The organism is Paracoccaceae bacterium, from assembly GCA_019454225.1.
Lineage (GTDB): Bacteria > Pseudomonadota > Alphaproteobacteria > Rhodobacterales > Rhodobacteraceae.
Genome location: CP075370.1, coordinates 3,249,373 through 3,262,576, shown reverse-complemented (window position 1 = coordinate 3,262,576; position 13,204 = coordinate 3,249,373). Strand labels below are relative to the sequence as shown.

Sequence of the window (13,204 nt, the reverse complement as noted above, 5' to 3'; positions counted from 1 at the left end):
ACCGGGAGACGACCATGAAGAAGACCCTCATTGCCCTTGCCACCTTCGCGGCCCTTGCCGCGCCCGCCGCGGCCCAGACCGTCAAGGTCGGCATCGCCGCCGAACCCTATCCGCCCTTCGCCAGCCCCGACGCCAGCGGCAACTGGGTCGGCTGGGAGGTCGAGATGATCGGTGCGGTCTGTGCCGCGGCCGAGATGCAGTGCGAAATCGTGCCGGTCGCCTGGGACGGCATCATCCCCTCGCTGACGGCAGGCCAGATCGACGCGATCATGGCCTCGATGTCGATCACCGAGGAGCGGATGCAGACCATCGACTTCTCGGACAAGTACTACAACACCCCCACCGTGATCGTGGCACCGAAGGGCGAGGCGATCACCCCCGACGCGGCCGGCCTTGCGGGCAAGATCATCGGCGTCCAGGTGGCGACGGTGCACGAGGCCTACGTGCAGAAGCACTTCGCGTCGAGCGCGGCCGAGATCAAGATCTACCAGACCCAGGACGAGGCGAACCAGGACCTCGTCGCGGGCCGCATCGACGCGACGCAGGCCGATTCGATCGCGCTCGACGCCTTCCTCGCCACGGCGGAAGGTGCCGCCTGCTGCGAATCCAAGGGGGCGGTGGAGGATGACCCGGTCGTCCTGGGTCTCGGCGTGGGCGTCGGCCTGCGCAAGGGCGAGGATGACCTGAAGGCCAAGTTCAACGCCGGCATCGCCAAGATCATCGCCGACGGCACCTATGACAAGGTTTCGGCCCCCTACTTCGCCTCGTCGATCTACGGTGGCTGACCGCCGCTAGGCAGGGCCCCCCGGAATGGACCAGACGCTGGCCCTTCTGGCCGACTGGGGGCCCAACCTCTTGCGCGGGTTGTGGCACTCGGTGCTGATCGCGGGCGGGGCCTGGGGCCTCGGCATCGTGATCGGCACCTTCGGCGCCCTGGGCAAGCTGCATGGCGGGCCCGTCACGCGCGACCTGCTGGCGGTCTATACCACGGTCGTCCGCGCGGTCCCCGAACTGGTCCTGATCCTGATCCTGTATTTCGCCGTGACCGACGCGGTGAACCAGGTGCTGCTGTCGATGGGGTATCAGCGCATCCAGATTTCCGGCGTCGCCGCCGGGATCACCGTTCTGGGCGTGGTGCAGGGCGCCTATCACACCGAGGTGCTGCGTGGCGCGATCCTTGCCCTGCCGCGCGGCCAGATCGAGGCGGCGCGCGCCATGGGCATGCCGTCGCTGCTGATGGCCCGGCGCATCGCCCTGCCTGCCGTGATGGCCGGGGCCGTTCCGGGGCTGGCAAACCTGTGGCTTGTCGCCACCAAGGACACGGCGCTGCTGGCGGTCGTGGGCTTTGGCGAACTGACGCAGGAAACCCGCCAGGCGGCGGGCGCCACCAAGGCCTTCTTCACCTTCTTCATGGCGGCCGGGCTGCTTTATCTGGCGCTGTCGCTGGTCTCGGGCGCGCTGTTCGGGCGCATCGAATCCTGGGCGCGGCGCGGCCAGCCAAAGCTGTCGGGGACGGGCCGATGACCGGACGCACCGCCATGGCCGGTCTGCGCGCCGCCCTGCCGCCGCATCGCATCGTCATGATCGCCCTCGCCCTGGCGCTTGTCATCTGGTGCGCGGTCTCGATGCGGTGGGACTGGCTGCCCCGCTACCTGCCGCTTGCGGCCGAGGGGCTGTGGCGCACGATCTGGCTGCTGCTCGTCACCGTCACCCTGGGCATGGCCCTGGCCATTCCGCTCGGCCTCGCGCAGGCGGCCGGGCCCTGGTATCTGGCCACCCCGGCGCGGGTGTTCTGCACGGTGATCCGGGGCACGCCGCTTCTGCTGCAGATCTGGCTGCTGTACTACGGCCTCGGCTCGCTGTTTCCGCAGTATCCCTGGATCCGCCAGTCCGACCTCTGGCCGATCCTGCGCCAGGCATGGCCCTATGCGGTGCTGGCGCTGACCCTGTCCTTCGCGGGCTACGAGGGCGAGGTGATGCGTGGCGCCTTCCGCTCGGTGCCGCGCGGCCAGCTCGAGGCCGCCCGCGCGATGGGCATTCCGCGCTGGCGGATCCTGCTGCGCATCTGGCTGCCGCAGGCCATCCAGCGGGCCCTGCCGACGCTCGGCGGCGAGACGGTGCTGCAACTCAAGGCCACCCCGCTGGTCGCCACGATCACGGTGGTGGAGATCTACGCCGTCTCGTCCCGCGTGCGGCAGGATACCTTCATCGTCTACGAGCCGCTGCTTCTGCTCGCCGTGGTCTACATGGCGGTGGCCGGGCTGATCGTGCTGGCGTTCCGCCGGCTCGAGCGCCAGTTCCCGGCGCGGATGGGCTGAGCGGTCCGGTCGGGGACGGGCAGGGGCCCGCATGCGCCCGCGCGCGACATTCGGTCATCCCTCGGCGCGCCAGATGCGTGGCACCCGCAGCATCGTGACCGGTCCGGAAGCGGTCGGTTGCATTGCATGCAGCGAACGGCGGCTTCGAGCCCGAAGCCGACGATCGGCAAGCGGAACTGCCGGGAATTCGGCAATGCTTGAGGCGACCTACAGTAGCCTTAAAGAATATCGTCGCTTTCCTCGTTCTGTTCATCGTAGCCATAGCTCAAGTGGTCGGACGTAGCTGCTTCCAGCATGCTGCTCCTCTCCTTGAAATCATCGACATCCGCATAGTGGACCTCCAATTCATCGAGAACAGAGAGCTTGTGTCGGTCGGATCTTAGTGCTGCAAGATAGTCGCCTTCTAGTTCCGGGTCGAATGGCAGCGGCTTGACAAGGTCCCGAATGAACCGGGCGTTAGGTCCTGTGGCGTCCTGAGAGAGAAAGTAGGCGAGTAGTTCAACTTGCAAGATGTCTTCAGTCTCGAAATCGAAGCTTTTGTGCATGAATATCTTGGATGCCTTTGACCGGTACTCGATCTCGTAGGTGTAAAGGTTGAGCCTAGATGCCTCGCTTCTGACAATATCAAAAGTCGGAAGAACTATCTTAGAAATCACCTTTCCAATAAACTTCTTATGGCGGCGTTCATTGCGTGTGACAGTGAAGCTCCCGCTGATGTCGATATTGATCTGAAGGTACTTTTCGAGAAAAAGCTTAAGATCGTCTCGCTCCCGTGCAGGAGCAGCAACCGATGCCAAACTGTACCGGCCGTAGCGGTGAGATTTGTAAAAGCTAGAGAGAATTCTTAAGAAATCATTGTGCACCGGCGCTAGGTCGATCTTGTGGTTATCTTTTAGGCGACGAACTAATTCTTGGTGACTATGTGTGATCAGTCCCTTTTCGAACTCATTTTGATCTGGAGCTTTGTCATGCTCAGTCAAAATTAGCGCAATCTTCAGCAATCTCTCGATCCCGACTGCGACCCCATACAGGAACTCAAAGACGTCCTCTTCGGCGGCAAAGTGTTCCATTTCGTGAAACGCATGCAGGCCGTTGAAGAGGAAGCGGCCGGCAATGTCGAGCTCAGTGCCAAGATTGAAGTTCTTCCAGTATTCATCAGGGCGCATCTACCAATCCCTTTGTGACCCACATCGCGGCGTCTTCTTAGCTCATTCGGTACCGTTCATCCCAAGGCCTGCAATTGCCCATTGTCAAGCAACAGCGACCGGCAGCCACGTCCTGCACGACTGTCATTGGCCCACGCTGCCGCAAGCGACCGCTCGCCTACCCCCGTTCCACCCTGGGTGTTCCCGGCAAGGTCTGCCCTCCGCGTCGGCGGTGCCGCAGCAAGGCGCCTGGCTCAACCGTCGCGGCTGCCCGCAAGTTCCACCATCTCTGCCCATCGGTCCCTGTTCCCGGCCGGGCGGCCCCCGGTGCCCCGGCAGGGCGCGACCCCGATCCGGCCGCCGGAACACGGACACCGCATCACCCTGTCGAAGTCACCCGGCAGGCATCATGTCCCGTCACGGCCAGTGCCGTGCCGCGCGACGTCCTTGTGGATGATCACGTCGGTCTGCGGATAGGCCTCGAGGATCGCGCGGCGCAACCCGGCACCGATCCCGTGCGCCTCGCGCAGCGTCAGCTCGCCGTCCAGCTCGATATGCAGGTTCACGAAAATCCGGCTGCCCGCCGTCCGCGTCTTCAGGTCGTGGAACCCCCGGACGCCCGGCCATGTCCGGGCGATCGCGCCGATTCCCTCGACCACCTTCGGGTCGGCTGCGCGATCCATCAGCGCATCCCAGGCGGCCTTGCCGATGCGCAGCGCCCCGACCGCCAGCATCCCGGCCGCCCCCACCGCCACCACCGCATCGACCGACGACAGCCCGAACCAGGCCGAGGCCGCCAGCGACAGGATCGCGCCCGCATTGGGCAGGAGGTCGCCCAGGTAATGCAGCCGGTCCGCCGCGACCACCCGGTTCCCCGTCCGCCGCGCCACATGCCCCTGCCACAGCACCAGGGCCAGTGTCAGCAGCACCGACACGACCATCACCGCGATCCCCGGGCCCTCGGCCGACAGCCGCACCGGTTCATCCGCCAGCAGCCGCGCGATCCCCGCCCAGGCGATGATCCCGGCCGAGGCCAGCACGAACGCCGCCTGCCCGAGCGCCGCCAGATCCTCGGCCGATGTATGGCCGAAGGCGTGGTCATCGTCCGCCGGCTTCGCCGCGTAAAGGATCGCCGCCATCGCGCCCAGCGACACCATCAGGTCCATCGCGCTGTCCGCCAGCGATGCCGCGATCGACAGCGCCCCGGTCTGCGACAGTGCCCAGAGCTTCAGCATCACCAGCACGAGCGCGACGCTCAGCGAGGCCGCGCCAGCCGACAGGTTCAGGCGCATGGTCGGGTTCATGGCAGGTCTCCGCAGTTCAGCGCGGGCTTAGTCCCCCCGGCCGATCCCGGCAAGCCCGCTGTTCAGTCGATCGTCTCGCCCGGCACCACGCCCCAGATCGACCGTTCCGGCAGCCAGCCGCGCATGCCGCCGGCCGACAGCCTGCACCATCCGTCGCGGCAGGACAGCAGCCGCGCCACCACCCCGGCCTCGGCCTGCATGACCACCTGCGCCTGCGGCTGCGGCGCGCTGCGGAATTCCGCCATGTCCTCGGTCACGATCACCGCCCGCGACCCCGACAGCAGCGAATAATGCACCCAGCCGCCCGCGCCGTCGGCATCCTCGACGCGGCGCCAGTTGTCATGCTCGGCGGTGATCCGCAGCGGCATCCCCGCCCGCGTGAACACCCAGTCGATGCGATGCGCCAGCCCGGGGCCGCGCCGGGCGTTGCCCTCGGATGTCTTCAGCGTCACATAGCGCGGCAGCGGCAGGTTGGTCACGGCGCCGCGCGCGGGCCCCGCCACGGCCGCCACCGGCTCGATTCCGGTGATGGCCGCGTCCTGCGCCACAGCGGCGCCCGCGATCATCGCCCATGCCGCCAGCGCCGCCGCCGGCGCGCCCGTCCAGCCCGCTCTTCGCATCGTCCTGCCTGCCTCGTATCCTGCTGCCGTCTGCTCGTGCCGGGGCTTGTGCGCCGCCCCGTGTCCGGCCACTGTGCCATTGCCCGGCGGGGTTTGGAAGCAGCGCAAGGGGGAAGCATGCCGCATCAGCGTCTGAGTGTTGTCGTCACGCGACGCCTGCCCGAACCGGTCGAGACCCGGTTGACCGAACTGTTCGACGTCACGCTGCGCGACCCCGACACCGCCATGCCGCGCGAGGACCTGGTGGCGGCGGTGCAGACGGCCGATGTGCTGGTGCCCACGATCACCGACACCATCGACGCGGGCCTGCTGGCCCATGCCGGCCCGCGCCTGCGCCTGATCGCGAACTACGGTGCCGGGGTCGACCACATCGACGTGGCCACCGCCCGGCAGCGCGGCATCCTGGTGTCAAACACCCCCGGCGTGGTGACCGAGGATACCGCCGACATGGTGATCGCGCTGATCCTGTCGGTCACCCGCCGCATCCCCGAGGGTCTGGCCGAGATGCAGGCGGGGGCCTGGAAGGGCTGGTCTCCCATGGCGCATCTGGGCGGGCGCATCGGCGGGCGGCGCCTCGGAATCCTGGGAATGGGCCGCATCGGGCAGGCGGTGGCCCGCCGCGCCCGCGCCCTCGGGATGCAGGTCCACTACCACAACCGCCGGCGCCTGCGCCCCGAGACCGAGGCCGAGTTCGAGGCGACCTATTGGGACAGCCTGGATCAGATGCTGGCCCGGATGGACGTGATCAGCGTGAACTGCCCGCACACGCCCGCCACGTTCCACCTGCTGAACGCCCGCCGCCTGAAGCTGCTGAAACCCTCTGCCGTCGTGGTGAACACCTCGCGTGGCGAGGTGATCGACGAGAACGCGCTGGCCCGCGGCCTCCGCGCGGGCGAGATCGCGGGCGCCGGCCTCGATGTCTACGAACATGGCGCGCAGGTGAATCCGCTGCTGCGCGACCTGCCGAATGTCGTGCTGCTGCCGCACATGGGTTCGGCCACGCTGGAAGGGCGCATCGAGATGGGCGAGAAGGTCATCCTGAACATCAAGACCTTCGCCGATGGGCATCGCCCGCCCGATCAGGTGGTGCCGGGCATGCTGTGACGGGTCAGTCGGTCCGCTGGATGGTCTGCAGCCAGGCCAGCAGGTCCGCCACCGTCTCGGTCACCATCATCGGCTGGCCATCGGGCAGTTTCACGCTGACCTGCCTGCCCTCGAAGAACCCGCCATAGACGGGCATCGGGCTGCCATGCGCGACCAGCGGGTCGCGCCCGTCGATCCGGCTTGCGGCCCGCAGCATCGGAAACACGCCGCCCGCCGTCACGGCAAGCCGCGTCAGGTCGGTCGGCTGGATGGTCAGGATCGGCGCCATCGGCCCCGCGCCTGTCGCGTCGATGCCGTGGCACACCGCACAATAGCGGTGGTAGGTCTCTTCGCCCCGTGCGGCATCCTGCGCCGCCGCCGCCCCTGCGGCCATTGCGGCGCCCGCTGCCAATCCGATGATGCCGCGCATCCTGCCATCCCCTGCCTGCCGCCCCCGCTCCGGCGATCCTGCGCCCATCCCCGGCCGCTCTCCTTGATCCAGGTCAGCACGGCGGTTTCCAGTGCGCCGGATTCGTGCCAGTTTGCCGCGATCCAGCAGGAGCCCCGCCATGTCCCCGACCCTTCGCCTTCTCGACGGGCACGCCATTCCGCAACTCGGCTTCGGCCTGTGGCAGGTGGCCGATGCCGCGCGCATCACTGAAACCGCGCTGTCGCAGGGGTACCGGCTGGTCGACGGCGCGGCGATCTACGGCAACGAGGTCGGCATGGGGCAGGGCATCGCCGCCTCGGGCCTGCCGCGCGATCAGGTATTCGTCACGACGAAGGTCTGGAACGACCGGCAGGGCCGCGACAGCACCCGCGCCGCCGTCGGCGAAAGCCTCGACCGGCTGCGGCTCGACCGGCTCGACCTCGTGCTGATCCACTGGCCCTGCCCGGGGCAGGACCGCTATGTCGAAACCTGGCGTGCGCTGATCGACCTGCGGTCCGAGGGCGCGGTCACCTCGATCGGCGTCTCGAATTTCGATGCCGTCCAGATCGACCGCCTGATGGCGGAAACCGGCGTGATGCCGGTCCTGAACCAGATCGAACTGCATCCGCGCCTGCAACAGGCCGCGCTGCGCGCTGCCCATGCGGAACGCGGCGTGATCACCCAAAGCTGGACACCGCTGGGGCGCGGCGGCGCGTTCGAGGCCGCCCCCGTCCGCGCGATTGCGGAGCGGCGCGGCATCTCGCCCGCCCAGGCGATCCTGCGATGGCACCTCGATCTCGGGGTTTCGGTCATCCCGCGCTCGACCCGGGCCGAGGGGCTGGCGCAGAACCTCGCCGTTCTCGGGGCCGATCCGCTCGACCCCGACGAGATGGCGGCGATGGCCGGGCTCGACGCGGGCGAGCGCACCGGGCCCGATCCGGCGGTCTTTGGCTGACGGCGCGGCGGGCGTTTCCTAAGAAACGGTTAACGCGCGAAGCCAAGCCATTGATTCCATTGGCTCCAGAAAGCGTCCCACGGTGGGACGCCCGCGAACCTCACACCCGGTAGTAATCCCGGTACCACGCGACGAACCGCGCCACGCCCTCACCGATGTCGGTGCGGGGCAGGGGTGCCCCCGTAACCGCCTCGATCAGCCCGGCATCGGCCCAGGTCGCCGGAACATCGCCCGGCTGCATCGGCAGGAACCGCTTTTCGGCAACCCGCCCCGTCGCCGCCTCGATCGCCGCCACGAAATCCATCAGTCCCACCGGCGCGCCGTTCCCGATGTTGACCACCCGCCACGGTGCCACCGGCGATGCGCCGGTTCCACCGGTGTCCGGCGGGCAGCCGATCAGCCGCACGATCCCCTCCACCAGATCGTCCACATAGGTAAAGTCGCGCCGCATTTCGCCGTGGTTGTAGATCTCGATGGGTTCGCCCGACAGGATGGCGCGGGTGAACTTGAACAGCGCCATGTCCGGCCGCCCCCAGGGACCGTAGACGGTGAAGAACCGGAACAGCGTGCAGGGCAGGCCGTAGAGGTGGGCATAGGAATGCGCCATCGCCTCGCCCGCCTTCTTGGTGGCGGCATAGAAGCTCATCGGATGGTCGGCCCGGTGATCCTCGGCATAGGGCATGACCGGGTTGGCGCCATAGACCGAACTGGTCGAGGCGATCAGCAGATGCCCGGGCCGCGTTCCCCGCGCCGCCTCCAGCACCTCGAAGGTTCCCGCGAGGTTCGCCTCGACATAGCTGCGTGGCGCCTCGATCGAATACCGGACCCCGGCCTGCGCGGCGAGGTGGATCACCGCATCCGCCCCCTCGGCCAGGTCCGCCACCATCCCGGGTTCCTCGACCCGCCCCGCCACCGCGCGGAAGCCCGGCGACTGCATCAGCATCGCGTGCCGCCGCTCCTTCAGGGTGACATCGTAGTAGGGGGTCATCGCATCCAGTCCGGTGACCAGCCAACCCTCGGCCAGCAGGCGGCGGCACAGGTGATAGCCGATGAAGCCCGCCGATCCCGTCACCAATGCCCGCCGCGCCATGCCCGCCTCCGCCCTTGCCCCGCCTTGGTGGGCCGGGCGCGGGCGAAGGTCAAGCGAGCCCGGCCTCTGCCATCAGTCGGGCTGCCGCCTGTGCCATCATGCGCGCGCGCCCCTCGCCATGCACCGGGATGCGCCCGGGTTCCAGGAACAGCGGCGCCGCCAGCGGCGTGACCCGGCCCAGCCGCAGCGTGTCGATCCGCCCCGCCACCCGCGCCAGCATCGCCTCGATCCGGCCAAAGTCGACCAGCCCGCGCTCGGCCTCCTCCCGTGTGATCTGCAACAGAAGATGGCCGGGGTCGTGGCGGCGCAGCGTGTCATACAGGATGTCCGACGAGAAGGTGGCCTGCCGACCGGTCTTGCGGCGGCCCTGGTGGCTGCGTTCGATCAGCCCCGCCACGATCGCCACGGCGCGGAAGGTGCGCTTCATCACCGCATTGCCCGCCAGCCAGGTCTCCAGCCCGGCGCGCAGGCGGTCGGCGTCGAACAGCGGCAGCGGGTCGAGCACCGGCTCCAGCCCCCAGATCAGCGTCGCATAGTCGGTGGCGACGAATCCCATCGGGGCCAGGCCTTCTTCCTCCATCCGCTTGGTCAGCAGCAACCCCAGCGTCTGCTGGCCGTTCCGCCCGGCGAAGCCGTAGACGCACAGGTGTTCGCGCCCGTCATGGGGAAAGCTCTCCACCAGCAGGCGGTCGCGCGCCGGCAGCCGCGACACCTCGCGCTGCAGGGCCAGCCAGGCCGCGGTGTGGTCGGGCAGGTCAGGCCAGGCCTCCTGCGCCAGCATGTCGAGGATGCGGTCGGTCAGCAGGGTCGAGGTGGCGAACTTCGTCCCGTTGAACACGGCCACCTTCGGATCGCGGCCGGGGCTTCGGGTCACCTCCACCGTCATCTCGCGCAGGCCCTCGTAGCGCACCACCTGCCCGCCGATCAGGAAGGTATCGCCGGGGGTCAGGGTCGAGGCAAAGCTCTCCTCGACCTCGCCCAGCGGCATTCCGCCCGCGCTGCCCCGCATGCGCACCTTCAGCGTCTCGATGTCCATGATGGTGCCCAGGTTCTGGCGGATCGCGGCGGCGGCGCGCGGATCGCGCAGCGACCAGCGGCCATCGCGCAGCATCAGGCGTTGCCAGCGGTCATAGGCACGCAGCGCATAGCCGCCGGTGGCCGCGAAATCGAGGCAGGCATCGAACTCGCCGCGTGTCAGATCCGCATAGGGCCCGGCCCGGACAACTTCGGCAAACAGCGCATCGGCGTCGAAGGGTCCGGCACAGGCGGTCAGCAGGATGTGCTGGCACAGCACGTCGCGCGGGCCGCGTCCGCGCGGCTCGCCATCCAGCGTGCCGGCCCGCACCGCATCGAGCGCGGCCTGGCATTCGACCACCTCCCACCGGTTCGCGGGCAGGATGCGGGCCTTTGACGGGGCGTTCCAGCGATGGTTGGCCCGCCCGATCCGCTGCACCAGCCGCTTGACGTTCTTCGGCGCGCCGACCTGGATGACAAGGTCCACGTCACCCCAGTCGATCCCCAGATCCAGCGACCCCGTGCAGACCACGGCGCGCAGGGTGCCCGCTGCCATCGCCGCCTCGACCCGCTCGCGCGCCTCGCGCGACAGGCTGCCGTGATGGATGCCGATCGGCAGCGCGTCCTCGTTCGCCAGCCATAGGTCGCGGAAGAACAGTTCGGCCTGGGCGCGCGTGTTGTGGAAGATCAGTGTCGTGCGGTGCGCCCGGACCTGATCGAGGATGGCGGCGATCGCGTGGCGGCCGCCGCCGCCCGCCCAGGGCGGCGGGCTGCCGGCATCCAGCATGGCGATGTCGGGGGGCGTGCCGGGATCGGCGATCAGCACGGCGCAGCCGGGCGACACCCAGGCCGCAAGCGCCGCCGGATCTTCCACCGTCGCCGACAGCGCCACACGGCGCAGGCCCGGTGCCAGACCGGAAAGCCGGGCAAGCAGCAGCATCAGCTGGTCGCCGCGTTTCGATTCGGCCAGCGCATGCACCTCATCCACGACGACGCGCCGCAGCCCCGCGAAGATGCGCGGCGCATCCTCGTAGGACAAGAGCAGCGCAAGGCTCTCGGGCGTGGTCAGCAGGATATGCGGCGGATCGGCCCGCTGGCGGCGGCGCTGCGTGTATCCGGTATCGCCGGTGCGGTCCTCGATGCGGATCGCGAGGCCCGCGCCCTCGACCGGCCGGCGGAGGTTCCGCCGGATGTCGGCCGTCAGCGCCTTCAATGGGGATATGTAGAGTGTGTGCAACCCAGGCCCCGGATTCGGGCCAAGTTCGGTCAGAGTCGGCAGGAAACCGGCAAGTGTCTTGCCGCCGCCCGTCGGCGCGACCAACAGCGTCGCGGGGTCGCCCGCGCGGTCCATCATCGCCCTCTGATGCGGATGCAGCGTCCAGCCGTTCGCGGCGAACCAGGCGGCAAGCGGGGCGGTCGGATCGGCACTCATGACAGGGATGCTAGGGCGGCCGGCCCGGGCTTCCAAGGGCTGCCGCAGATTATGCGGGGCCTGTTGCGCGCGCTCTTGCCCTTGCCATGCACTGCCCGTAACGCTCGCGCCATGCGTATCCTCTTTCTGGGCGATGTCATGGGCCGGTCCGGCCGGTCGGCGGTGGCCGCCCGCCTGCCCGCGCTGCGCCGGGACTGGGCCTTGGACTTCGTGGTGGTCAACGGCGAGAACGCGTCCTCGGGCGCCGGGCTGACACCGGACCACGCCAAGACACTGCTGGCGGCGGGTGCGGACTGCCTGACACTGGGCGATCATGCCTTCGACCAGCGGGACATGGAGTCGTTCATCGAGACCGAGCCGCGCATCGTCCGCCCGCTGAACTATGCGCGGCTGGCGCCGGGCAAGGGGGCACGGGTCTTTCCGGCGGCGGGCGGGCGGAAGGTGCTGGTCACGCAGGTTCTGGGGCAGGTGTTCATGAAACGGCCCTTTGACGATCCCTTCTCGGCCGTCGATGCGGTGCTGCGCGCCCATCCGCGCGGCGGGATGGTGCAGGCGGCCCTTGTCGACATCCATGCCGAGGCGACGAGCGAGAAGATGGCGATGGGCCATTGGTGCGACGGCCGGGCGAGCCTTGTGGTTGGCACCCATACCCATGTGCCCACGGCGGATGCCCAGATCCTGCCGGGTGGCACCGCCTATCTGTCGGATGCGGGGATGTGCGGTGACTATCTGTCGGTGATCGGCATGAACCGCGAGGAACCGATGCGCCGCTTCATCACCGGCATGACGAAGGGCCGGTTCGAGCCGGCGGCAGGCGAGGCCACGCTGTCGGGCGTGTACATCGAAACCGAGGATGCGACGGGCCGTGCGGTGCGGGTTGTTCCCGTGCGGATCGGCGGGCGCCTGGCGGAGGCCACGCCCTGAACCAGCGTCTGCTCTATCTGGGCATCCTGTTGTCCACCGGGCTTGCCTGGGGGTCCACGCAGACCCTTGGCAAGATCGCGGTGTCCACCGGGCATGGGCCGTTCGGGCTGATCTTCTGGCAGATGGTGATCGGCGCGCTTGTCCTCGCCCCCTTCGCGGGGCGGTTCGTGCCGGGGCGGCGCCAGGTGCTTTGGGCCGTGCTGATTGCGGTGATCGGCACGCTGGTCCCCAACACCACCTTCTACCTGTCGATCGAACGCCTGCCTGCCGGAATCATGTCGATCCTGATCGCGACCGTGCCGATCATCGCCTTCCCCATGGCGGTTGCGCTGGGGATGGACCGGCCCAGCCTGCCGCGCATCGTCGGGCTGGCCTGCGGCATCACCGGGGTCGCGCTGATCGCGCTGCCCGGTGCCAGCCTGCCCGACGCCGCGATGGTGGCCTTCATTCCGCTGGCGCTGATCGGGCCGCTTTTCTATGCGGTCGAGGGCAACGTCGTCGCGCGGATGGGCACGCCGGGCATGACGGCGGTGCAGGCGATGTGCCTGGTATCGGCCATCGGGGCGGTGATGATCCTTCCGGTGACGCTTGGCACCGGCCAGTGGATCAACCCGCTTGCGGCCTGGGGGCGGGCCGAGGGAGCGCTGGCGCTGTCATCCGTCGCCCATGCCTTTGCCTATGCCGCCTATGTCTGGCTTGCCGCGCGCGCGGGTGCCGTGTTCGCGGCGCAGGTGTCCTACATCGTCACGGGGTCTGGTGTGATCTGGGCGATGGTGCTTCTGGGGGAACGGTTCTCGCCGCTTGTCTGGGCGGCGCTTCTGGTGATGCTTGGCGGTCTCGCGCTGGTCATGCCGCGACCGCGAAGCGTACAGGCCATTTGACAAGCTGC

At 68.6% G+C, this 13,204-nt stretch carries 13 protein-coding genes; 7 read left to right on the top strand and 6 right to left on the bottom strand.

Features of this window, described 5'->3' with window-relative positions:
* Positions 1–14 precede the first annotated feature (14 nt).
* Genes KF887_15540 through KF887_15530 form a run of 3 tightly spaced genes read left to right on the top strand, consistent with a single transcriptional unit; the run spans position 15 to position 2,318 of the window.
* Positions 15–785: a transporter substrate-binding domain-containing protein gene (locus KF887_15540; protein QYK40801.1), complete on the top strand. Its 771-nt coding sequence runs from the start codon at positions 15–17 to the stop codon at positions 783–785.
* 25 nt (positions 786–810) lie between these two features.
* The gene (locus KF887_15535; protein ID QYK40800.1) at positions 811–1,524 is read left to right on the top strand and encodes an ABC transporter permease subunit; all 714 of its coding nucleotides are present in this window, start codon (positions 811–813) and stop codon (positions 1,522–1,524) included.
* A gap of 14 nt (positions 1,525–1,538) precedes the next feature.
* Complete coding sequence (locus tag KF887_15530) at positions 1,539–2,318, top strand: ABC transporter permease (protein ID QYK43605.1); 780 nt, start codon at positions 1,539–1,541, stop codon at positions 2,316–2,318.
* A gap of 218 nt (positions 2,319–2,536) precedes the next feature.
* On the opposite strand, the gene KF887_15525 is transcribed toward KF887_15530, so the two are convergent.
* From KF887_15525 to KF887_15515, 3 genes are all read right to left on the bottom strand, one after another.
* Positions 2,537–3,484, bottom strand: a complete 948-nt coding sequence (locus tag KF887_15525; protein QYK40799.1) for a hypothetical protein — start codon at positions 3,482–3,484, stop codon at positions 2,537–2,539.
* 386 nt (positions 3,485–3,870) lie between these two features.
* Positions 3,871–4,767 carry a cation diffusion facilitator family transporter gene (locus KF887_15520; protein ID QYK40798.1) on the bottom strand — a complete coding sequence of 299 codons (897 nt, stop codon included), beginning with the start codon at positions 4,765–4,767 and terminating at the stop codon, positions 3,871–3,873.
* Between the two features lie 62 nt (positions 4,768–4,829).
* Positions 4,830–5,387, bottom strand: a complete 558-nt coding sequence (locus KF887_15515; protein ID QYK40797.1) for a hypothetical protein — start codon at positions 5,385–5,387, stop codon at positions 4,830–4,832.
* A 117-nt stretch (positions 5,388–5,504) separates the two neighbouring features.
* Between KF887_15515 and KF887_15510 the strand changes: the two genes are divergently transcribed.
* A complete protein-coding gene (locus KF887_15510) occupies positions 5,505–6,491 on the top strand; it encodes a D-glycerate dehydrogenase (GenBank protein QYK40796.1) in 987 nt (328 codons plus the stop codon).
* A gap of 4 nt (positions 6,492–6,495) precedes the next feature.
* Here the strand turns inward: KF887_15510 and KF887_15505 are convergent, their stop codons facing one another.
* Positions 6,496–6,900 carry a c-type cytochrome gene (locus KF887_15505; protein ID QYK40795.1) on the bottom strand — a complete coding sequence of 135 codons (405 nt, stop codon included), beginning with the start codon at positions 6,898–6,900 and terminating at the stop codon, positions 6,496–6,498.
* Between the two features lie 139 nt (positions 6,901–7,039).
* Here KF887_15505 and KF887_15500 point away from each other — a divergent pair, with 139 nt between their 5' ends.
* On the top strand, positions 7,040–7,855 hold the full coding sequence (locus tag KF887_15500; GenBank protein QYK40794.1) for an aldo/keto reductase: 816 nt from the start codon (positions 7,040–7,042) through the stop codon (positions 7,853–7,855).
* Positions 7,856–7,955: 100 nt separating this feature from the next.
* Here KF887_15500 and KF887_15495 read toward each other — a convergent pair whose 3' ends face one another.
* The gene (locus KF887_15495) at positions 7,956–8,945 is read right to left on the bottom strand and encodes an NAD-dependent epimerase/dehydratase family protein (protein ID QYK40793.1); all 990 of its coding nucleotides are present in this window, start codon (positions 8,943–8,945) and stop codon (positions 7,956–7,958) included.
* A gap of 49 nt (positions 8,946–8,994) precedes the next feature.
* A complete protein-coding gene (locus tag KF887_15490) occupies positions 8,995–11,391 on the bottom strand; it encodes a ligase-associated DNA damage response DEXH box helicase (protein ID QYK40792.1) in 2,397 nt (798 codons plus the stop codon).
* 111 nt (positions 11,392–11,502) lie between these two features.
* On the opposite strand from KF887_15490, the gene KF887_15485 reads away from it, so the two are divergent.
* Positions 11,503–12,315, top strand: a complete 813-nt coding sequence (locus KF887_15485) for a TIGR00282 family metallophosphoesterase (protein QYK40791.1) — start codon at positions 11,503–11,505, stop codon at positions 12,313–12,315.
* Complete coding sequence (locus tag KF887_15480) at positions 12,312–13,196, top strand: DMT family transporter (protein QYK43604.1); 885 nt, start codon at positions 12,312–12,314, stop codon at positions 13,194–13,196. Before KF887_15485 ends, KF887_15480 begins: the two co-directional genes overlap by 4 nt.
* Positions 13,197–13,204 lie beyond the last annotated feature (8 nt).

Excerpts from the sequence above, each read along its gene's own strand:
- KF887_15520 (QYK40798.1), bottom strand. The coding sequence starts at position 4,767 with ATGAACCCGACCATGCGCCTGAACCTGTCGGCTGGCGCGGCCTCGCTG.
- KF887_15525 (QYK40799.1), bottom strand. The coding sequence starts at position 3,484 with ATGCGCCCTGATGAATACTGGAAGAACTTCAATCTTGGCACTGAGCTC.
- KF887_15530 (QYK43605.1), top strand. The coding sequence starts at position 1,539 with ATGGCCGGTCTGCGCGCCGCCCTGCCGCCGCATCGCATCGTCATGATC.
- KF887_15500 (QYK40794.1), top strand. The coding sequence starts at position 7,040 with ATGTCCCCGACCCTTCGCCTTCTCGACGGGCACGCCATTCCGCAACTC.
- KF887_15495 (QYK40793.1), bottom strand. The coding sequence starts at position 8,945 with ATGGCGCGGCGGGCATTGGTGACGGGATCGGCGGGCTTCATCGGCTAT.
- KF887_15490 (QYK40792.1), bottom strand. The coding sequence starts at position 11,391 with ATGAGTGCCGATCCGACCGCCCCGCTTGCCGCCTGGTTCGCCGCGAAC.
- KF887_15540 (QYK40801.1), top strand. The coding sequence starts at position 15 with ATGAAGAAGACCCTCATTGCCCTTGCCACCTTCGCGGCCCTTGCCGCG.
- KF887_15535 (QYK40800.1), top strand. The coding sequence starts at position 811 with ATGGACCAGACGCTGGCCCTTCTGGCCGACTGGGGGCCCAACCTCTTG.
- KF887_15505 (QYK40795.1), bottom strand. The coding sequence starts at position 6,900 with ATGCGCGGCATCATCGGATTGGCAGCGGGCGCCGCAATGGCCGCAGGG.
- KF887_15515 (QYK40797.1), bottom strand. The coding sequence starts at position 5,387 with ATGCGAAGAGCGGGCTGGACGGGCGCGCCGGCGGCGGCGCTGGCGGCA.
- KF887_15510 (QYK40796.1), top strand. The coding sequence starts at position 5,505 with ATGCCGCATCAGCGTCTGAGTGTTGTCGTCACGCGACGCCTGCCCGAA.
- KF887_15485 (QYK40791.1), top strand. The coding sequence starts at position 11,503 with ATGCGTATCCTCTTTCTGGGCGATGTCATGGGCCGGTCCGGCCGGTCG.